The organism is Haloarcula amylolytica JCM 13557, from assembly GCF_000336615.1.
GTDB classification, from domain to species: Archaea; Halobacteriota; Halobacteria; order Halobacteriales; family Haloarculaceae; genus Haloarcula; species Haloarcula amylolytica.
Genome location: NZ_AOLW01000023.1, coordinates 62,146 through 80,780, shown reverse-complemented (window position 1 = coordinate 80,780; position 18,635 = coordinate 62,146). Strand labels below are relative to the sequence as shown.

Here is an 18,635-nt window from a genome sequence, read left to right as displayed (position 1 = left end):
ACTCTCTTTAGGAGGTGGCTACTGTCGACGCTTATCCGTGGAGGTATCCGCTGAGTGTCGTTAAAGAGCCACTACTGGCTCCGAACGCGTCGATTTCGTTCGTTGTCGGAGTGTTATCGAATTTGAGTGAGCGGTACTGGTCGGCACCCATCGGGAACCCGACGCTCCCCAGCACAGAGAGACCGACCTTCGCCAGCGGCATCGGGAGCGGGACGATGCTTACCGACGATCCCTCGGCATCGTACACCTGATTGGTCACGTCTCTGAGCGTCAGCACTTCCGGCCCACCGATCTCGTAGGTCTCGCCGACGTGTTCTTCGGATTCGATACTGTCGACGAGCATCGGCACGAGGTCACCGACCCAGATGGGCTGGAACTTCGTCTGTCTACCGCCGCCGGGGAGCGGATACAGCGGGACGCCCGGCGCGAACATCCCCTTGAGGCGCTTCGTGAAGGAGACGAACTCCCCGCCCTCACCGAAGACGACCGACGGCCGGAAGATGGTCCAGTCCAGCGAGGACTCCGTAACGACCTGCTCGGCCCGACCCTTCGACCGGATGTAATGCGTGTCGCCATTGGGGTCCGCACCCAGCGCACTCAACTGGACGAACCGGTCGACGTCGTGCTCTTCGGCGGCTTCCACGCTGTTTTCGGTCCCGCCGAGATGGATGCGTTCGTGCATCTCGTCGCCGCCGTCCGGCTTGAACAGGGGCGACAGTGCGACCAGGAAATACACCGTGTCCTGGCCCTCGAACGCGCTCTCGATGCTGTCGTACTCCGTGACATCCCCGGCAACAGTTTCGACACCGCTGGGAAGCGTCGCATCCTCCGGTGACCGGGACAGCGCAGTGACCGTGTGTCCCTGGTCGTCGAGTTCACGGCACAGGTGTTGCCCGATGAATCCAGTCCCGCCGACGACAAGTACATTCATAGACTCCAGTACGGTCGGTAGAACCGTAAAGGTGGGCGTGTTTGTTCGGCTAACCGGCCCGCAGTCCGGCCACTTGTGTCAGCCTACGGATGCACTGTCCGGTCGGGGCGCTTACGTCCCCCCACACGGATTGTGAGGTATGCTCGTCACGCTCGAAGGATTGGACGGGAGCGGCAAGACGACCGTGTGGGAACGGCTCCGAAGCGACGACACGGTCCCCGATGACACCGTGTTCACGCGCGAACCGACCGACTCCTGGTACGGGGACGCCGTCCAGCGCTCCATCGACGACGACGACGCGGACTCGCTGGCCGAACTGTTCCTCTACACTGCCGACCACGCCGCGCACCTCTCGAACACGGTCCGACCTGCGCTCGGCGAGGATCGACTCGTCGTCTCCGACCGCTACAGCGACTCGCGGTACGCCTATCAGGGTGCGACACTCGAAGCTAGTGAGACGTTCGACGACCCACTGTCGTACGTCCGGGAGGTCCACGCCCCCTGGACCCGTCCGCCGGACCGGACCGTGTATCTCGACCTCGATCCCGAAACCGCCGCACGGCGAAGCGGCGCGACGAACAAGTTCGAAACTGCTGACTATCTTTCGACGGTTCGTGACAACTACGAGCGACTCATCGACGCCGACCCGGAGCGGTTCGTACGCGTTGACGCGACCGCCGACCCGGACACCGTGTACGAACGCGTTCGAGCGGCGATTCTCGATTAGTCCATCGACGCCGGCAGTTCGACCTCGTCGGGGGCAGGCATCCAGAAGTAATCGAACGTGATTCCGATAGCGAGCGGAATGACGACTGTCATGAGGATGACAGCCGTCTGACTCCCGAGATCCGCGCCGAGTCTGAACACACCGCTCAATACGAGGAGGATGACGACCATGACCACCGGACAGAGGAGCAGCGAGTAGACGATACTTCCCCACCGCGTGTGCAAACGGACGCGGAAAAAGCGCGTCATGAGCGCCGTCACAGCACTGTTGACCAGCACGATGACGAGCAGGCCGATAATACCGGCGACACTGACCATGTTCGACGTAGGGCGGCAAGTCCCTTTGCCGTGTCGGAACAACGTGGCTCGCTCACTCTAAACAGATGTACGTGCGCGTGTCAGCGACACCGTTGAGATCACGGACGTGACCTGCGACCGACTGCATGATATCGTACACCTCCGTGCCCGTCGCTTCGGCGATGATATCGTACTGCCCAGCGACGATGTGTGCTTCGGTGATGCCCTCGGCGTCGCGAACTGCCGCAAGAAGTTCTTCTGATTTGCCGGCAGCGGTCTTGATCATAATGAACGCGCTAACCATATTGTGGTGTGTCGTATCATAGCACGAAAAAGCTTCCGTCAGGGGACAACAACGGCTTTGTTGTTTGATAGCGTGGTCAAGGCGTCCGGTGGTTCCACCGGGTGGGTACTTTTATTCACCCCCGCCCCATAGAAGCGTGTATGCGATTCGTTATCGTGGGTGCAGGTCGTGTCGGACTGCGGACGGCTCGCGTCCTGCAAGAGAGTGGCCACGAAGTTGTCCTCATCGAACGCGATGAGAACGCGGTCGAGCGCGCGCGGACGGCTGGCTTCGAGGTGATCGCGGGTGACGGCGCTATCGAGGAGACGCTCGGTGGCGCCGACCTCGAAGCTGCCGACGCGCTCGGCGCGCTCACCGGCGACCTGAACGACAACTTCGTCGCCTGTATGATCGCCAAGGAACACGGCTGTCGAACCGTTATGCGTATCGACGAGGACTACCGCGAGGAGATCTACCGACGCTACGCCTCCGACGTCGACGAGGTCATCTACCCCGAACGGCTGGGCGCTATCGCCGCGAAGAACGCGCTGCTGGGCGGGAACATCCGCGCAGTCGCCGACATCGCACAGAACCTCCAGCTCGTGGAGTTCACCATCCAGAAGCAATCGCCGATGGAGGGGTACTCACTGTCGGAGTTGGAGCTTCCGTCGAATTCCCGACTGATGGCGCACGGGAAAGGCGAAGCCCCGCTCGCCATTCCCGACCCGGACGAAACACTGGAGGCCGGCGACCGGGTCGTGATACTGGCCGACTTCGAGACGCTCTCCGACGTCCGTAGTATCGTTGTCGGTGAATCAGAGCCCGCGACCGCGCTTGGAGGTGCCTGAACATGGTTATTGCGTACGTGATGGTTAAAGCCCACACCGGTGATGCGGACCGTCTGAAAAGTGATATCGAAGCCGTCGACGGCGTTGCCGAGGCCCACATCGTCGCCGGTGACGTCGACTTCATCGCAAAAGTGAACGTGGAGACGCCCGCCGAAGTCAAGGACGTCGCAGCGACACATATCCAGGAAATCCAGGGCGTCGAAACGACACAGACCTACATCGCGATGGACTAAACGACGCGGCCACGGTTTTCGGCGCTCTGAACCGTATAGCTACAGCGGCGTCCCGCCGCGGGTGCCTTCGCTCCCGCCGGTACTCGCCGAATCGAGCAGGTCAGCCACGACGCCAACGTAGTCGTAGCCGGGAATGACGCCCTCGACGTACGTCCCTTCGACGTACTCGACGAAGGTCTTGGCAACGTCTGCGGCTTGCCGTTCGCCGCCCATCGTGTACCCGAACGTGACGACGACCTGTTCGTCGTCCTCGACGACGCTGTAATCGTCCAGTTCGACAGATGTCCGGGTCGCTTTCGGCGCGTCCTCGAGCCGCCGCTCCAGTGTCTCGAACCAGCCGTCGATGACGGCGTCACCGACCTCGTCGCTTGTCGCGGCCTGTAGCGACGGCGCTCTAACCGTCACCTCGTAGTTCGTCCGCCACTCCTCGCCCGCAGTCGCGGTCACACGACCGTCGAAGTTCGTCGTCTCGACTGCGTAGCTATCCCCGGCCGGGACGAGCGCATCGTGTCGGTCGAACGCTTCGGCAACGTCGTCTGGCACATCAGTCATTACGCCGGTATAGGCCACAGACGTGCAAAAACGCGTCGTGTCCGGTTCGTCTCCGTTCGAATTGCTAGCCACTCGACGCTACCGTCTGAGCGTCACACCCGAATCTGTGACCGACGCAGCTGTGCCACATCTGTGCCAAGTCAGGCTGTCAAGTGTGTCACAGATCAGCGGCCAAAGTTGTCTCTTGTGGACTACTGTAGCGACTATCGCAGGCGCACAGCGTCCGGTGGCAATCTGCACCCCACTCGCATCGCTCCTCGTGTCCACTCGTCGCAGAATCCGAGGGATGGGATTCGAACCCGATGCAAATCCTCACTTCGTTCGGATTTCCGTGATTCGAATCCCACGATGACATTCGTTGCTCACGGATTGTTCGCAACAGAATGCGAGGGATGGGATTCGAACCCACGGACCCCTACGGGAGCGGGTCTTAAGCCCACCGCCTTTGGCCAAGCTCGGCTACCCTCGCGCAGATTGAACTCTGCGGGGGCTAGTGAATGGTCCTTTCGGTCTCGGACTGCGAGGTGTCCTATCGCGTCCCACCACAGTCAGGTCGGCGGAACTCGATAGCGACCGTGACACACTGATTCAGCTGTCACTTCCCCTCAGACACCCGCCCTACTCCTCGACTGGGAGCCTGTCGGTCGGGAGGAACTTCGTCCGGTCGGCGTGGTCGAACGTTGCGACCGGCGTCCCGTCCAGTTTCCTGAGCAACGTCTGGAACGTCGCACCGTCGTTCGCGGCGGTAACCGCGTTCCCGGCATCCTGGAGTTTGTACGCGCCAGCGATGAACAGCGAGGCGGCGTCCGGATCGAAGTACTCGACGGCCAGAAACACCTGCTGCCCGACCGTCCGCCGGTACACGTCGTACGCTTCGAGGGGGTTCGATTCGACCAGCCGCGTCACTTCCTCGGCCTTGTTACCCGGAATGACGAACACGAGTTCGAGTCCGTCACCGTCGTCGACTGTCTGCAGGCCCGCGTCCCCGGCCGGGACGACGACGGCCTCGCGGCCGTTAGCGCGCCGCTGGTCAGCCAGCGCCTGTGTCTCTTCCAGCGTCTGTTTCCACGATGCTTTGCGGTCGTCCGAACCGGCGGCAAGCCGTTCGAGGTCGTCTGTCCCCTCGCCACCTGTCTTAACCATATCCTGTCGTTACGCCCGCGGGAGGTAAATGGTGGTGTCACTGGACGCCGAAGACGACCTCCATGCTCAGTGAAAGCCCGAGGACGAACAGACTCGCGACGAAGAGCTTCACCGGCGGTGAGAGCCGGTCTTCGGGCGGGGCGAGCATGTCGAGTGGCGGCACGACGCGGGCCAACACCGACTCGAACGGCGTCCGCTCCCGCGCTGACACGCCGAACGACACGCCGGACTCATCAGACTCGTCGGAATCGAGGGACGGCGCGCGCCACAGGGTGATCGATGCGTAGCCGAACAGCGCGAAGCCGATAAAAAACAGCACGAACTTCACCGTCACCCAGCCACCGCCACGGAGCGGCGAGAGCACGCCACCGATAAGCGTTGCTGTGAGTGTGACGCCGAGGGCGTACCACAGCAGATCGAGTACCTTCCCCGCCAGGTTATCCATCGTGCGTGTCGTAGCCACGGCGACGCAGTTCTTCGCCGGGAGCGTCGTGGTCCGTCGCGTGCCGGTGACAGAAACTCGTCCGTCTGTCGTCGACATCGTAGTACTGCGGCGTTTCGGTGTCACACCGACTGCCGAACGCTTCCTTGAGGTAGGCCCGTGCAGCGTCGGGGTCTCCATCACTGAGATACGTCACAGCCTGTTCGACGTGCTCTCGCACGTCCGGCGGGAGGTCCACGTCGCTGAACTCCTCGTCGACGATCTCATCGCCGTCGGCCAACGCAGTCTCGAACCCGAGCCGTTCCTTGAGCCGCTCACCGATCGACTGTTCCGCGCGGGACCGCTCACGAATGACGTCACGGAACTCCCGGATACGGTCCCACACTTCGTCGCTAGCGTCTATGTCTTCGGGCCGAATCCGGACGGGACACCGCGTTGCGAAGGGGCACCCCTCCGGCGGGTCCCGTGGACTCGGCGGTGAGCCAGGCAGGGTAATCCGGTCCGCCTGGGCCGTCGGATCCGGTTCCGGAATCGCGGACAGCAGTGCGCGCGTGTAGGGGTTTTCCGGGTTCTGGAACAGCTGTTCCGTCGGCCCGACCTCCATGAGGTTCCCGAGATACATCACCCCGACGCGGTCACAGATGTGCCGGACCACGCTCAGGTCGTGCGCGATGAAGAGGTACGTGAGACCGAACTCCTCCTGAAGTTCCTCCAGCAGATTGAGTATCTGGGCCTGGACGGACACGTCGAGTGCCGACACGGGTTCGTCGAGGACGACGAACTCCGGTTCGAGCGCGAGTGCCCGAGCGATGCCGATACGCTGTCGCTGCCCGCCGGAGAACTGGTGGGGATACCGGTAGTAGTGCTCCGGCATGAGCCCGACCTCGTCGAGCAGTGTCCGCACCTTCTCCCGACGCTCGCGGGCCGTCCCCTGTTCGTGGACGTCCAGCGGCTCGCGGATGATCTCGCCGACAGTCATCCGGTCGTTGAGGCTCGATTCGGGGTCCTGAAACACCATCTGGGCGTTGCGGCGCCACTGCTTGAGGTCGCCGCCGCTGAGTTCGGTTATATCGGTTCCATCGAAGGAGACCGTCCCGGACGTGGCGGTCTCCAGTTGGATGAGCGTCCGACCGAGAGTCGTCTTGCCACAGCCGGATTCACCGACCAGCCCGAACGTCTCGCCGCGCGCGATCTCGAAGTTCACGCCGTCGACGGCTTTCACCGGGTCCCCACCGAACAGTCCACCGCCTTCGTAGTACGTCTTCAGGTCCTGCACATCGAGCAACGTCTCGCCGGTCTGGTGTGACACAGTATCGACGATTGATTCACTCATCTGTGTCACCTCCCTCCAGTTGTCCGCCGGTGTCTCCGGCACTGTGGCTGTGGCCACCATCAGCCCTGGCATCGCTGTCTTCGGACCCGGTCGGGCCGGTATCCTCACCGGCTTTTCGGCGCTCAGCCGGCCAGTCGTCCGCCGACAGCGCTTCGCTTGCCTCGGCGCCCGTCTGGTCTGCGTTCTCTTCGTGGTGTGTCACAGTGTCGTCGGTAGGCATATCTTCGGGATACAGGAGACAGGCGGCGGTGTGGTCTGCTGATTCGCCGACCTCCACATGGGCGGGATGGACCCGCTCACACTCGTCGAAGCCCTTCGGGCACCGGCTGACGAACCGGCAGTACGACGCCGATTCGTGTGGCGTCGGCACGTCCCCTTCGATAGTGGGCAGCCGATCCGTACTGGGGTTCCGACCGGGAATACTCTGCAGTAGTCCCTGCGTGTATGGGTGGTGTGGGTTCGCGAACAGTTCCTCTACGGGTGCTTTCTCGACGACTTCCCCGGCGTACATCACGGCGACGCGGTCGGCGACCTCCGCGATGACGCCCATGTCGTGCGTAATGAACATGATACCGATGTCACGCTCCGTCTGGATTTCCTGTAGCAGGTCCAGAATCTGGGCCTGAATGGTGACATCGAGCGCTGTCGTCGGCTCATCACAGATGAGCAGGTCGGGGTCACAGGCCAGTGCCATCGCGATGACGGCTCGCTGGCGCATCCCGCCGGAGAACTCGTGGGGGAACTCGTCCACACGCCGTGCCGCGTCGGGGATGCCGACTGCACGCAACAGTTCGATGGCTTCCGACTTGGCTTCGGTGCCTTCCATACCACGGTGGAGCTCCAGCGCCTCGATGATCTGGTTCCCGACAGTGTACACCGGGTTGAGCGAGCTCAGCGGGTCCTGAAACACCATCGCGATGTCCCCGCCACGAACTGACCGATACTGCTTTTCCGAAAGCGTCGTCAGCTCTCTCCCGTCTAATCGGATAGACGACTCCTCGCGGATTTCGCCCGGACTGTCGACCAGTCCCATTATCGAGCGTGCGGTGACACTCTTGCCAGAGCCGGATTCGCCGACGATACCGAGCGTCTCGCCGCGCTCGATGTCGAACGAAACGCCGTCGACAGCGCGGATCTCCTCTCGCTCGCTGTGGAACACGGTTCGGAGGTTGTCAACGGCCAGCAGCGGTTCGCCGTCGTCGGTGTGGCTCATCCGCCACCACCTCCGGCGGCCGCGCCAGTCGCACCGCCTTCGGCACCCTCACTCTGTGGGTCGATAGCGTCACGAATCCCGTCGCTGAATGCGTTGAATCCGGTGACAACCAGCGTAATCAGGATGCCCGGGATGAGCGAGATGTGCCAGGACTGACTGGCGATGTACTGCTGTCCGATGTTGATCGCCCGCCCCCACTCGGGAGTCGGGGCGGTGATCCCGAGTCCGAGGAACGACAGGGCAGAGACGGAAATAATCACGCCACCGAGCGTCAGGGAGGCGTAAACCAGGAGATAACCGAGGATATACGGTGCCATATGTTTCCGCATAATCACAGTGGGTCGCTGGCCGTAACTCTTTGCCGCGTCGACCCACTCCTGTTCGCCGACCTGTAACGCAGGGCCACGGACCGCTCGCCACAGCCCCGGCCAGCGTATCAACGCGAACAGGAGGATGAACAGCATGGCCCCGCTGTATAGCTCTGCTATCCAGTGGTTCCTGAACACCACCGTCGCAAGAATCACCAGCAGCAATGCTGGCATTGCCTGGACGGAGTCACTGGTCAGCACCACGATGAGGTCGGTCACCCCCTTGTAGTAGGCGGTAACTAATGCCAGCGTCGTTGCGATAAAGCCCGCAATCGCCATCGACCCGAGTCCGATGAACAGTGACACCCGTGCGCCGAACGCGAGGAAGGTGAACAGGTCCTTGCCGCTGACGAGCGTTCCGACAGGGTGGAACCGCCCGAAGTCGTCGTAACTCCAGATTCCGACGTTGCTGTCCCCGCTACCGCGGGAAGCGGAACCGAGGTTCGCTTCACCGATGGTAATCGTTTCGACCGTCTCCGTGTCCTCGTTGTAGTACTTCATATCGTGGGAGTACGGTCCCTCGATATTCTCTTCGGCCGTGGTTGGGCCGACAACGGGCGCGAACGCGGCCATCGTAATGAAGAAGACGACGACAGCGAGTCCGAACAGTCCCCAGTAGTGGCTTCGGAGTCGGTCGATGACGTCGTCAGTCGGCGTCCAGTTAGCGGCGCGGTAGTGTCGGCGGAAGAGCACGTAGCCGTACCACAGCCAGCCCAGCAATGCTGCAACGTATGCATACACAAGCAGGAAGCGGATGAGCCACGCGTACTTCGGCTCGAGGCCGAGGAAGGTTCCCTGCCAGGCGCTCCCGTCGTAGTACCCTCGGTTGGGTACCAGTTCGCGGCTCAACAGATGCGGCAGTTCGCTGAAGAAGGCTGACGCACTGGCGAACGCCTCGGCGCCGGGCGCTCCCGGGAGCAACGCGAGTCCGGCGCCTATCGCGCCGAGCAGCCCGTCGAGGTACGTCGGGCCTTCGAGCAGTAACAGGACACAGAGCCCTGCCGCCCACAGTAATGCCGGTCTGGGGTGTGCTTTGAGTCGGTCTCTCAACGGCTGATCGATGTCGTCGGTGAGTTCTGTTTCCATCATCCGTCGTACCCCACACGCGGGTCGATAATCGTGTACGCGAAGTCCTGTACGATGTTCAGGCCGACAATAAGCAGGATGAACAGGTACATCAGTGTGCCTACAAGCGGCAGATCACCCTGTTCTGCCGCCCGGAAGAACAGGAGGCCGATGCCGTTGATAGAGAAGACAGTCTCGACGAGCACTGACCCGCCGATCAGGATGAACGCTTCCGCAGTGATGACCGGCACGAGCGGGATCAGGGCGTTCCGGAAGATGTGCTTCCACACCAGCACTCGCGGTGAGACGCCTTTGGCCTTGGCCGTTTCGACGTACTTCGAGTTGATTGTCTCAAGGACGGCGGTTCGGCCGATGCGCATCTCTGTACCCATCGACGCGGACCCGAGCACCAGTGCGGGCGGCAGTATCTGTTTTGTCGCTTTCGCGAGGTTAGTCCATGCCTGTCCCGGGTCAGTTAACAATCTCGTTGGGTTCTTGAGTACCGCGAGGTTCGGCGAGGTCACGACGTTGGTCTCCACGATGAAGCTGGTCCAGCTGAACCCGAACAGCTGTTCCGACTGCGAAAGCACCGTAACCAGAATCACCGCAAGCCAGAAGTTCGGCATCGCTCGCCAGACAATCCCACCGAAGGAAGCGAAGTAGTCAGAGAACGTATTGGGATTCAGGCCGGCGTAGAAGCCGAGCGGGATTCCGATACCGAGGGCGATCAGGACCGCCCAGAACCCGAGCCAGATCGTCCGTGGTGCGTAGCTGATGATGAGGTCGATGGCCGGCGTTCCGGAGTTGATGACCCACGATTGGCCCAGATCAAACAGGAACAGATTACTCATGAAATCGAAGTACTGCTCCCAGAGGGGGTCGTTCAATCCCAATCGCTTCTCGATCTGTCGAATCGCGCGCGCATCGCCTTGCGGCCCGAGGATCGCCGCCGCGGGGCTGAGCGGCCCCAGCCGGATGATTGCAAACGTTACTGTCGTCCCGAAAATGATAACGGGGATTGACAGAGCCACGCGCTTGAACAGGTATGTGAAGCGGCTCATGGCTTGTCTTGTCTCGGTTGTACGGGTGTTTGTGAGTTCATAATCTTTGAGGGCTGCGAACTTGGTACCGTCACCGGGTGTGACGGAAACGAAACGCTAGCGGGACGGGACTACTCTCTCTCTCCGAGAGACACAGTGTTCATCTTCTGTCGGCTCGGCCCCATCCCGGCCGGCGGGGTAAAGTCGACGTGGTCGTACCAGAACAGCTCAGTCAGCTCGTGATACACCGGCAGCATTGCGACGTCTTCCCAGTTAGCGTTCTCCATCTCGATGTACGCTTCGTTCCGAGTGGCCTGGGCGTCTTCTGTCGGTGCCGGGTTGTCGGCGATCGACTGGTACGCCTCCTCGGCCTGTTGCGCGGCGTCGCCGTTCTCCGGTTGCCAGTTGACGTACGAAATCGGGAAGTCGAGGCTCGTATCGGTCTGTGGCGGGTTCAGCAGCTGGAGGAAGTTGTCCGGGGCGGGCCAGTCGGCGACCCAGCCAAGCGAGTACATCTCTAGCTCGCCATTGCGGCCGCGTTCCAGAAGCGTGTTGAACGGCGCCTGATTGACTTCGAGGTCGATGTAGACGCTCTGAAGCTGGTCCCGGAGGATGCTTGCCGTTTCGCTCCAGACTCCGGACTCGTAGATCGTCAGCTCGATGGCGACACGCTCGTTTTCGCCGTAGCCGGCCTCTTCCATCACCGAGCGGGCCTGGCCGAGCTGGCTGTCGTCGTAGCCGTACGGGTACTCGTTTTCGGCGCGGTCGTTGTAGTTTTGCGCACCGCCGGGGAAGATAGATTTCGGCGTGAAGTTGTACGCGGGCTCGCCGCGCTGTTTGAAGACCTGCTCGACAACGGTGTGCTGGTTCATGGCGTACGCGACGGCCTGGCGGACCGGCTTTGGCACGCTGGCCATGTTAAAGCCGAGATAGAACACACCGATGTTCGATACACCGGAGTAGTTGGCCGTCGCACCGTTACGCAACTCGCCGTAGGTTCCGATCTGACGACCCTGGTCGTCTTCTTCCTCGACGGATACCTTCCCGGGGTCGTACTGCGCCGTGGGGAGCTCGAAGATGTCGGCATTGCGGTTCATCGCGTAGTTGTAATTGGCCGAATCGTTCTCGATGACCGCAAAGTGGACGCCGTCGACGTTCGGGCTCTCGCCGTAGTAGTCGTCGTACGCACTGACCCTGGCCTCAGTTCCGGAGTCCCACGTATCGAACTCGAAGGGACCGTTCCCGATGGGGTTCGAACTGGAGAACTCGCCCTGGCTCACCTCGCCGTCGTACCCTTCGATGTCGCCGACCATGCCCTCGGGAACCGGTGAGAAGGAGGAGTACGCGAGCATCTCCAGCGTGGAGGCGAACGGCGCGTCTAGCTGGATCTCGAGCGTTGTTTCGTCAACGGCCGTGACGCCGAGTGTCCCGGGCTCGTACACTTCCTGTTCTTCGCCGTCGACCGTCTCGGTCGTCGTTTCGTGTGTGACGCCCAGCGAGTCCAGAACGAAGTAGGCACGACTGGAGTTGTCAGATGCAGTCAGCCGCTCGAACGCGTAGACGAAGTCACTGGCGGTTACGGTGTCCCCGTTGTGGAACGTCGCGTCCTTCAACTGGAACGTATAGGTCGTGAAGTCGTCGGATACCTCGTAATCCGCAGCCATAAGCCCCTCTACAGCGGGCTGGCTGTTGGGATAGTTCATCAGCGGATCGAACATCTGCTGGATGACGATCCCCGACTGGGTGTCGGTCGCCTCAATCGGGTCCATCGTCGTCATCGTCCCCGTATTGACTCGCCAGAGGTCACCGTCCTCTTTCAGGTCGGTCCCGACATCGCCCCCACTGCTGTCCGTCGAGTCCATACCGTCTCCGGTCCCCGCCTCGTCCTCAGTTCCGTCACTGTCACTATCACTTGAACATCCCGCCAGTGCTGCGGCGGCCGCAGCACTGCCCGTCGCTTTCAGAAACGATCGACGCTCCATGCTACTTGAACGTGGCATATTGATACCCAAATTGCCCCCCATAAATAGAAGTTATGTCATACAGTAGCTTGAAATATTAAACTGCTTGCATCAAGAAATTCAGTTTATTATCTATAGTAATCTTACATGATATATCCTGTGGTGGCTGATTTCTGGGGGCGGAGATTCACCCCCGCAGAACCGAGTTCTCGGTGTCGCTGACCGCGCGCACGGGATACTACTGGACTGATAGGTGGCAGTAAAGCTGTCGCTATCAGAAACTGCGCTACCAGTCGACGGAGAGTGACCCGTCGCCGTTGGGGTCCGGGGCGATTTCCTCGTTCGTCCGCCGGTCGACGACGTGGATGATGCCCCGGTCTTTCTTCGCCGGGCAGGCCTCCGCGGCCGCGATGTTGTGATCGAGGTCCTCCTCGTCGATGAAGTAGGCCTCGGGCTTGGCGATGCCGGTGTCTAAGTCGAGCGTCCAGTTGCGTGACTTCTCGGCGCACTTGCCCGCGCCGAAGCACTTGTTGGCCTCGAAGATGATCTTGTAGGGCTTCTCCTCGACCGGGGGGCCGTCCTGTTCGCCGAACTCGCTCGGGTCGACGGGGTCGTCCGCGTCTGCCATTACTCCTCGTTCGAGGCGGACCGCCTTTCGATTGTCGGTCTCGGCCGCGTTCGCCCGCTACGTCTCGTCCGTCGACACGACCTCGACGAGGTCCCCGACGGCGAGGTCCGTACCGCGGTCGCCCTCGGGAACGCGGGCGATGAGCATCAGGGTGTAGAAGTGATCGAAGGCGTCCCGGTCGGCCCACTCCGGAAACGTCTCTCGCCGGCGTTCGATGAACCGCTCCCGGAATTCCGGGGTTTTCCTACCGGTGTCAGGGTCCCGCTGGGGGACGACACAGCGACCGCAGGGCGTCACCCCTTCGAAGCGGACGCCGCCGGCCCGGAAGGCAGGAGCGTCCGTACCGACGAAGCGGTCCTCCCAGAACGCCGGAACGCCGCCGATTTCGACGTTCGCGCGGAGCCGCCGTCGCAGCCCTTCGACGGTCACGTCGTCGAACCACGATGCCACGGTCTCAAGCGTCGCAGTGCTGATAACCGACGGTCCCATCTCCCGCCGGTCGACGTATCCGAGCGTTTCGTCGCGCTCGACGGTCAGGTCCACGTCGAAGAACGCGCTGAGCCACTCGGCTGCTCGGGCGCGGTCATCCGCATCCCGGAGTTCGAACGACACGCTATCGCCATCAGTGGTGACCGACAGCGTTCCCGTTCCAGTGTCGTAGCTGGTGTCGGTGTCGTGGACGCGGTCGGTCCGCTTCCCGTTGACCACGTCGCCGTCGGCATCGAACATGGCGAACTCGCGGTCGTGCGCCAGCGTCCCGCCCGGGCGGATCGATACAGAGTCGCAGTCCATGCCGTCCAGTGCCTTGACGGGGTAGACGGTGAGTCGCTCGACGTGTGCCACTATCGGTTGCTCGCTCGGAACAACGAAAACGTTGTGTGGTTACCGGTGAATCTCGACGGATTCGAGCAGCATCTCCTCGGTCGGTGCATCGTTGCGGTCGGTGTCGACGCTGCCGATGGACTCGACGACCTCCATCCCGTCGATGACCTTCCCGAAGACGGCGTGTTTGCCGTCGAGGTGGGGCTGGGCGTCGAGCGTGATGAAGAACTGCGAGCCGTTGGTGTTCGGGCCGCTGTTGGCCATGCTGAGGACGCCCGGGCCGTCGTGGCTGAGTTCGTCGTGGAACTCGTCGTCGAAGGAGTAGCCGGGGCCGCCGCGGCCGGTGCCGGTCGGGTCGCCCATCTGGATCATGAAGTCCTTGATGATGCGGTGGATGTCGATGTCGGTGTACAGTGGGTCGATGCGCTTCTCGCCGGATTCGGGGTCTTCCCACGCACCGGTCCCCGGGCCGACTTCGGTCCCGTCGTAGTCGTCGGCGCCTTCGGCCAGGCCGACGAAGTTCTCGACGGTGGTCGGCACGCGCTCGTCGTACAGTTCGACTTCGATTTCGCCCTCTGTCGTGTGGAGGGTCGCAGTCAGGTCGCTCATACTCACTCGGAGGGAAGCCCGGCAGAAAAGCCTGCTTACTGACCGAGCGTTCAAGTACTGAAACGAGGCCATCGCCGCCATGATCTGAGTAGCCGTCGCGTGGCGGGTCGCGGGAGCCCGACACGTCGCCACGCGAGCGGGAGTGTCGGCTGTTCGCCATTCCGGGCTACGACAGGTGTGTCAGCAGGTGGTCCGACACCTGCTCGGGCGCGTCGAACTGGACCCAGTGGCTCGCTGCCGGGAGCCGCTCGACCCGACAGTCCGGCACCCACTCGTCGAGGTCCTGGGTCAGGGCGAGCGAGAGCGCGTCGTCCTGAACACCCCAGATAAGCAGCGTCGGCGCTGTCACCGGACGGTTGCCAACGCCGCCCGCCGTGAGCGTCAGCTTTGCGTTCCGCCGGCCGAGTGCCCGGTAGTAGTTGACTGCGGCCGTGAGTGCACCCGGCTGTCCGAGTGCCCGCTTGTACCGCGTCACGTCGGTATCGGTGAAGGCGTCGGGGCGGGTCGGTCCGTCAGCGAGGATGCGCTCTAGCACGGTGCAATCCTTCCAGCGGAGGCTGGCCTCGGGAAGGACGGGAAGCTGAAAGAACAGCACGTACCAGGACCGCAGAACCTGGTCGAGCGAGCGGCGGAGCTCTCGCTCGTACGCTGACGGGTGGGGTGCATTCAGGACCGCTAGCTGGTCGACGATATCGGGACGGTCGATGGCGGTCTGCCAGGCGATGACGCCGCCCCAGTCGTGCCCAACAACGTGGGCCTGTTCGTGGTCGAACGCCGAAACGAGGCCCGCGACGTCGGCGACCAGTTCGTCGATGTGGTACGCCGCGACGCCGTCGGGTTTGTCGGAGTGATTGTACCCCCGGAGGTCCGGCGCGACCACACGGTAGCCGGCGTCGGCGAGCGCCGGTATCTGGTGTTTCCACGCGTACCAGAACTCCGGAAAGCCGTGCAACAGGACGACGAGGTCACCGTCCGGCGGCCCAGCGGTCACGGTGTGGAGCCTGATACCGTTGGTGTCGACCAGCTCGTGGACGCCGGGTGTTTTCGATGCGGGTACTGTCCACGCAGTGCTGTCACGAGCGCTGGCGTGTTGTCCCATCAGAATCACTTCGCCCGCTCGGTAGAAGTGGGTTCCGCTCCGTACCCCGTCGCCGGATTAGAAGGCCCGGAGGTCGTCGAGTATCTCCGCTGCGCTGCCGTCAGCAATCGCCTCACGGGCCTGTTCGAGGCCGTCCCGAATACTGTCGGCGTCCTCGCGGGCGTAAATGCGGAGGGCGGCGTTGAGTGCGACAGCGTCGGCGAAGCCGTCCTCGCGCTCGCCGGCCAGCACGGCCTCGGTTATCGCCGCCGACTCCCCGGCTATGTCGTCGACCTGCAGGTCCTCGCTTTCGATGTCCATCCCGTACTCGCCGGTACGGATTTCGAAGTCCGCGATGTCCTCGTCGTCGGACTCCTCGTCGGTAACGGGCCATTCGGCCACGACCGTCTCGCCGGGGCGAACGTCGTCGTAGCCTTCCATTCCCTGGAAGAACAGGGCGCGCTCGACGCTGCTGGTCTCGGACTGGACGAGCGTTCGGACCATCTTCTTCGCGAAGGCCAGATGGTAGAAGCTGCCGAGATGTACGCTGGCGTTGGCCGGGTTCGCGAGCGTCTCGACGGTGTTGACGAAGGTCCGGACGCCCATGTTGTCGCGGCGCTCGAACAGGGTGTCGATGCCGGGATTGAACGCCGGCTGGTAGTAGAAGCCGAAGCCGACCTCGTCGACCATATCGGCGCTTTCGCTCGGTTCGATCTCCGTTCGGACGCCCAGTTCGTCCAGAACGTGCTTGTAGGCGTCCTGTTTCTGCGTGGGGACGCGGTCGCCGGAGTGAACGACAACGGGCGTGCCCGCGGTGGCGGCGACGACGCCCGCGGCGACGCCGAGAATCGCGGACCGACCTTTGCCGTCGTAGTTGGCCCCGCAGTCGACCGGGTCAGCGTCCGGAGTGGCTGTCTCGACCGATTCCTCGGACATCACGTCGACATAGGCAGCCAGTTCCTCTGGGGTGTTGCGCTTCCAGCGGTTGGCGAGCCAGAACGCGCCGAGCGTCGTGTGGTCGGGTTCGTCGCCGAGGATGCGTCGGAACGCCTCCCGGGCCTGCGTGCGGGACATATCGTCGGCCGATTTGTGACCGGAGCCGACGACTTCCGTCATGAGTCGTTTGAGCGGCCATTCGCCGTACTCCCGGGTCGCTTGCGCCATGGAAACGTGTTCGGGCCAGAGTTCAAAAGCCCCTGCGTTTCGTTCTCAATTTGCGGGAACTGGCTGGGGTCCCGAAAGGGATACACCATTACACTCCTAACGAGGATCAATGAGTCTCCAGTCGGGCGAATGGCGCGAGCGCATCGACGAGGTGGACGCCGCGCTCATCGACGAGTTCCAGAGCGACTTCCCGATTCAGGACCGCCCCTTCGAGGCTGTCGGTGACGCACTGGGTGTTTCGGCAGAGACAGCACTTGATCGGGTCAAAACGCTCCGTGACGACGGCATCTTCCGTCGCTTCGGCCCGGTTCTGAATCCGCCGGTCATCGGCTCTTCGACGCTGGCCGCTGTCAGTGCCCCGGAGGACCGGTTCGACGAGGTGGCCGAGATCATCAACGAGTACCGGCAGGTGAACCACAACTACGCTCGCGACCACGAGTGGAATATGTGGTTCGTTGTCACTGCAGGCTCCCGACAGCGACGCGACGAGATTCTGGCCGAGATTGAGGAGCGAACCGGCTGTTCGGTGCTCGTCTTACCGATGTTGACAGACTACTACATCGATCTGGAGTTCCCGGTCGTCAACGGCGACCGGTTCGCCCGGGAGAGCCTGGAGACGACTGACGCCAGCGCAACCCGGATAAGCGAGGACGCCGCCGTCGACCTCTCGGAACTGGACCGGCGATTATTGCTCGAAATCCAGAGTGGGTTCCCGCTCGTTGCGACGCCCTACCGGGACGTGGCGGACGCTGTCGATGCCGACGTGTCCGAAGTACTCTCGGCTATCAAGCGACTCCAGCGAACCGGCTGTATCAAGCGCATCGGCTGTGTCGTGAACCACATCGTCACCGGGTTCGACAACAACTGTATGGTCGTTTGGAACGTGCCGGACGACGCCCTCGACGAGCGGGGACAGGCAGTCGGGGAACTCCCCTACGTCACGCTCTGTTATCACCGGCCACGCCGCCCGGAGCAGGACTGGCAGTACAATCTCTTTACCATGATTCACGGGCGCGAAGCGAGTGTGGTCGACCAGAAGATAGACGAACTCGCCACCGAACACCTCCCCTACGAACACGACCGACTCTACTCGACGGCGACGCTCAAACAGACCGGAGCGCGGTACGACGATATCGTCGGCCAGTAGGGCCTGGATAATAAGGTAGACGGGCTTGTGACAGCCGGAATCCTTTTGCAATTCTGTTCTAAACATGCTAGCTAATGACAATGGGTCGGCAAGCGACAATCCTCGTCGTTGACGACGAACCAGCCGTGGCCGACGTGTACGCGGAACAGTTGCGGGACCGGTACACAGTCGAGACGGTATACAGTGGTGAGGCCGCCCTTTCGAAGCTCGATTCCGCAGTCGACGTTGTCTTGTTAGATCGGCGGATGCCGGACCTCTCCGGCGATGAGGTGCTGTCGGCGATCCGTGAGAAACGCTACGATACGCGCGTAGCCATGGTGACCGCGGTGGACCCCGACTTCGACATCATCGAGATGCCTTTCGATGACTACGTCCTCAAACCGGTGTCGAAGGAGGACCTCTTCGGGACAATCGAACAGTTGCTCCTGTACGCCGATTACGAGGAACGCCTGCGTGAGTGCTACTCGCTCACGGCGAAATACGCTGCACTGGAATCGTCGAAACCACAGGCCGTCCTCGACGAGAGCGAGGAGTTCGCTGAACTGAAGGCCGAACTCGCGGAGGTCCGGGCGGAGCTTGACGATATCACCGATTCCTTCGACGCCACTGACTTCGAGTTGCTGTTCCGGGACTTCGAGACGGGTGAATCGATGCCGGACAACACACAGCTCTGACCCGGTTCGGAGCGGGTCGTTTCTACGGTGGCGATGCTCACGGCGACCTTCCCACCCTTTCGAAAGCACTAACCGATT

Annotated in this window: 21 protein-coding genes and 1 tRNA gene; 5 read left to right on the top strand and 17 right to left on the bottom strand. The window is 62.3% G+C overall.

Going from position 1 to position 18,635, the window contains the following annotated elements:
• Positions 1-31 precede the first annotated feature (31 nt).
• Positions 32-931 (bottom strand): complex I NDUFA9 subunit family protein, encoded by a 900-nt coding sequence (locus tag C442_RS12345; protein ID WP_008310917.1) that lies wholly within the window; start codon positions 929-931, stop codon positions 32-34.
• A gap of 139 nt (positions 932-1,070) precedes the next feature.
• Between C442_RS12345 and tmk the strand changes: the two genes are divergently transcribed.
• Positions 1,071-1,658, top strand: coding sequence for a dTMP kinase (tmk, locus tag C442_RS12340; protein WP_008310916.1), 588 nt, complete (start codon positions 1,071-1,073; stop codon positions 1,656-1,658).
• Here tmk and C442_RS12335 read toward each other — a convergent pair.
• Complete coding sequence (locus tag C442_RS12335) at positions 1,655-1,975, bottom strand: hypothetical protein (RefSeq protein WP_008310915.1); 321 nt, start codon at positions 1,973-1,975, stop codon at positions 1,655-1,657. The two genes, tmk and C442_RS12335, sit on opposite strands and share 4 nt — an antisense overlap.
• Before the next feature lie 52 nt (positions 1,976-2,027).
• Positions 2,028-2,258: an Lrp/AsnC family transcriptional regulator gene (locus tag C442_RS12330; RefSeq protein ID WP_008310913.1), complete on the bottom strand. Its 231-nt coding sequence runs from the start codon at positions 2,256-2,258 to the stop codon at positions 2,028-2,030.
• Positions 2,259-2,398: 140 nt separating this feature from the next.
• On the opposite strand from C442_RS12330, the gene C442_RS12325 reads away from it, so the two are divergent.
• Together C442_RS12325 and C442_RS12320 are read left to right on the top strand one after the other, a co-directional pair.
• Positions 2,399-3,085, top strand: a complete 687-nt coding sequence (locus tag C442_RS12325; RefSeq protein ID WP_008310911.1) for a potassium channel family protein — start codon at positions 2,399-2,401, stop codon at positions 3,083-3,085.
• A 2-nt stretch (positions 3,086-3,087) separates the two neighbouring features.
• On the top strand, positions 3,088-3,318 hold the full coding sequence (locus C442_RS12320) for an Lrp/AsnC family transcriptional regulator (protein ID WP_008310909.1): 231 nt from the start codon (positions 3,088-3,090) through the stop codon (positions 3,316-3,318).
• A 39-nt stretch (positions 3,319-3,357) separates the two neighbouring features.
• Here C442_RS12320 and C442_RS12315 read toward each other — a convergent pair whose 3' ends face one another.
• The 14 genes from C442_RS12315 to C442_RS12250 form a co-directional block, all read right to left on the bottom strand.
• Positions 3,358-3,870 carry a DUF5813 family protein gene (locus tag C442_RS12315; protein ID WP_008310907.1) on the bottom strand — a complete coding sequence of 171 codons (513 nt, stop codon included), beginning with the start codon at positions 3,868-3,870 and terminating at the stop codon, positions 3,358-3,360.
• A 384-nt stretch (positions 3,871-4,254) separates the two neighbouring features.
• Positions 4,255-4,339: transfer RNA gene (locus tag C442_RS12310), tRNA-Leu, on the bottom strand.
• A gap of 149 nt (positions 4,340-4,488) precedes the next feature.
• Entirely contained in the window at positions 4,489-5,013 is a 525-nt protein-coding gene (locus C442_RS12305) for a DUF7529 family protein (RefSeq protein ID WP_008310904.1), read from the bottom strand.
• 37 nt (positions 5,014-5,050) lie between these two features.
• Positions 5,051-5,458: a DUF7555 family protein gene (locus tag C442_RS12300; RefSeq protein WP_008310902.1), complete on the bottom strand. Its 408-nt coding sequence runs from the start codon at positions 5,456-5,458 to the stop codon at positions 5,051-5,053.
• Positions 5,451-6,788 carry an ABC transporter ATP-binding protein gene (locus tag C442_RS12295; RefSeq protein ID WP_008310900.1) on the bottom strand — a complete coding sequence of 446 codons (1,338 nt, stop codon included), beginning with the start codon at positions 6,786-6,788 and terminating at the stop codon, positions 5,451-5,453. Before C442_RS12295 ends, C442_RS12300 begins: the two co-directional genes overlap by 8 nt.
• Positions 6,781-8,001, bottom strand: a complete 1,221-nt coding sequence (locus C442_RS12290) for an ABC transporter ATP-binding protein (RefSeq protein ID WP_008310898.1) — start codon at positions 7,999-8,001, stop codon at positions 6,781-6,783. The genes C442_RS12295 and C442_RS12290 overlap by 8 nt, the downstream gene beginning before the upstream one ends.
• Positions 7,998-9,455: an ABC transporter permease gene (locus C442_RS12285; protein WP_008310896.1), complete on the bottom strand. Its 1,458-nt coding sequence runs from the start codon at positions 9,453-9,455 to the stop codon at positions 7,998-8,000. Before C442_RS12285 ends, C442_RS12290 begins: the two co-directional genes overlap by 4 nt.
• A complete protein-coding gene (locus tag C442_RS12280) occupies positions 9,455-10,495 on the bottom strand; it encodes an ABC transporter permease (RefSeq protein ID WP_008310894.1) in 1,041 nt (346 codons plus the stop codon). Before C442_RS12280 ends, C442_RS12285 begins: the two co-directional genes overlap by 1 nt.
• Positions 10,496-10,605: 110 nt before the next feature.
• Positions 10,606-12,456: an ABC transporter substrate-binding protein gene (locus tag C442_RS12275; protein WP_008310893.1), complete on the bottom strand. Its 1,851-nt coding sequence runs from the start codon at positions 12,454-12,456 to the stop codon at positions 10,606-10,608.
• 265 nt (positions 12,457-12,721) lie between these two features.
• Entirely contained in the window at positions 12,722-13,063 is a 342-nt protein-coding gene (locus tag C442_RS12270; RefSeq protein ID WP_008310891.1) for a ferredoxin, read from the bottom strand.
• Between the two features lie 57 nt (positions 13,064-13,120).
• Positions 13,121-13,906: an MOSC domain-containing protein gene (locus C442_RS12265; protein ID WP_008310890.1), complete on the bottom strand. Its 786-nt coding sequence runs from the start codon at positions 13,904-13,906 to the stop codon at positions 13,121-13,123.
• 39 nt (positions 13,907-13,945) lie between these two features.
• A complete protein-coding gene (locus C442_RS12260; protein WP_008310888.1) occupies positions 13,946-14,494 on the bottom strand; it encodes a peptidylprolyl isomerase in 549 nt (182 codons plus the stop codon).
• A gap of 166 nt (positions 14,495-14,660) precedes the next feature.
• Entirely contained in the window at positions 14,661-15,593 is a 933-nt protein-coding gene (locus tag C442_RS12255) for an alpha/beta fold hydrolase (protein WP_008310886.1), read from the bottom strand.
• A 57-nt stretch (positions 15,594-15,650) separates the two neighbouring features.
• Entirely contained in the window at positions 15,651-16,736 is a 1,086-nt protein-coding gene (locus C442_RS12250; RefSeq protein WP_008310884.1) for an anthranilate phosphoribosyltransferase, read from the bottom strand.
• Between the two features lie 109 nt (positions 16,737-16,845).
• Here C442_RS12250 and ahbB point away from each other — a divergent pair, with 109 nt between their 5' ends.
• On the top strand, positions 16,846-17,883 hold the full coding sequence (gene ahbB, locus C442_RS12245; RefSeq protein WP_008310881.1) for a siroheme decarboxylase subunit beta: 1,038 nt from the start codon (positions 16,846-16,848) through the stop codon (positions 17,881-17,883).
• A gap of 74 nt (positions 17,884-17,957) precedes the next feature.
• Positions 17,958-18,557, top strand: coding sequence for a response regulator (locus tag C442_RS12240; RefSeq protein ID WP_049942967.1), 600 nt, complete (start codon positions 17,958-17,960; stop codon positions 18,555-18,557).
• The last annotated feature ends 78 nt before the right edge of the window (positions 18,558-18,635 follow it).

Excerpts from the sequence above, each read along its gene's own strand:
- C442_RS12250 (WP_008310884.1), bottom strand. The coding sequence starts at position 16,736 with ATGGCGCAAGCGACCCGGGAGTACGGCGAATGGCCGCTCAAACGACTC.
- C442_RS12305 (WP_008310904.1), bottom strand. The coding sequence starts at position 5,013 with ATGGTTAAGACAGGTGGCGAGGGGACAGACGACCTCGAACGGCTTGCC.
- C442_RS12275 (WP_008310893.1), bottom strand. The coding sequence starts at position 12,456 with ATGGAGCGTCGATCGTTTCTGAAAGCGACGGGCAGTGCTGCGGCCGCC.
- C442_RS12290 (WP_008310898.1), bottom strand. The coding sequence starts at position 8,001 with ATGAGCCACACCGACGACGGCGAACCGCTGCTGGCCGTTGACAACCTC.
- C442_RS12330 (WP_008310913.1), bottom strand. The coding sequence starts at position 2,258 with ATGGTTAGCGCGTTCATTATGATCAAGACCGCTGCCGGCAAATCAGAA.
- C442_RS12285 (WP_008310896.1), bottom strand. The coding sequence starts at position 9,455 with ATGGAAACAGAACTCACCGACGACATCGATCAGCCGTTGAGAGACCGA.
- C442_RS12320 (WP_008310909.1), top strand. The coding sequence starts at position 3,088 with ATGGTTATTGCGTACGTGATGGTTAAAGCCCACACCGGTGATGCGGAC.
- C442_RS12295 (WP_008310900.1), bottom strand. The coding sequence starts at position 6,788 with ATGAGTGAATCAATCGTCGATACTGTGTCACACCAGACCGGCGAGACG.
- C442_RS12240 (WP_049942967.1), top strand. The coding sequence starts at position 17,958 with ATGACAATGGGTCGGCAAGCGACAATCCTCGTCGTTGACGACGAACCA.
- C442_RS12260 (WP_008310888.1), bottom strand. The coding sequence starts at position 14,494 with ATGAGCGACCTGACTGCGACCCTCCACACGACAGAGGGCGAAATCGAA.
- C442_RS12255 (WP_008310886.1), bottom strand. The coding sequence starts at position 15,593 with ATGGGACAACACGCCAGCGCTCGTGACAGCACTGCGTGGACAGTACCC.
- ahbB (WP_008310881.1), top strand. The coding sequence starts at position 16,846 with ATGAGTCTCCAGTCGGGCGAATGGCGCGAGCGCATCGACGAGGTGGAC.
- C442_RS12280 (WP_008310894.1), bottom strand. The coding sequence starts at position 10,495 with ATGAGCCGCTTCACATACCTGTTCAAGCGCGTGGCTCTGTCAATCCCC.
- C442_RS12345 (WP_008310917.1), bottom strand. The coding sequence starts at position 931 with ATGAATGTACTTGTCGTCGGCGGGACTGGATTCATCGGGCAACACCTG.
- tmk (WP_008310916.1), top strand. The coding sequence starts at position 1,071 with ATGCTCGTCACGCTCGAAGGATTGGACGGGAGCGGCAAGACGACCGTG.
- C442_RS12335 (WP_008310915.1), bottom strand. The coding sequence starts at position 1,975 with ATGGTCAGTGTCGCCGGTATTATCGGCCTGCTCGTCATCGTGCTGGTC.
- C442_RS12270 (WP_008310891.1), bottom strand. The coding sequence starts at position 13,063 with ATGGCAGACGCGGACGACCCCGTCGACCCGAGCGAGTTCGGCGAACAG.
- C442_RS12325 (WP_008310911.1), top strand. The coding sequence starts at position 2,399 with ATGCGATTCGTTATCGTGGGTGCAGGTCGTGTCGGACTGCGGACGGCT.
- C442_RS12300 (WP_008310902.1), bottom strand. The coding sequence starts at position 5,458 with ATGGATAACCTGGCGGGGAAGGTACTCGATCTGCTGTGGTACGCCCTC.
- C442_RS12315 (WP_008310907.1), bottom strand. The coding sequence starts at position 3,870 with ATGACTGATGTGCCAGACGACGTTGCCGAAGCGTTCGACCGACACGAT.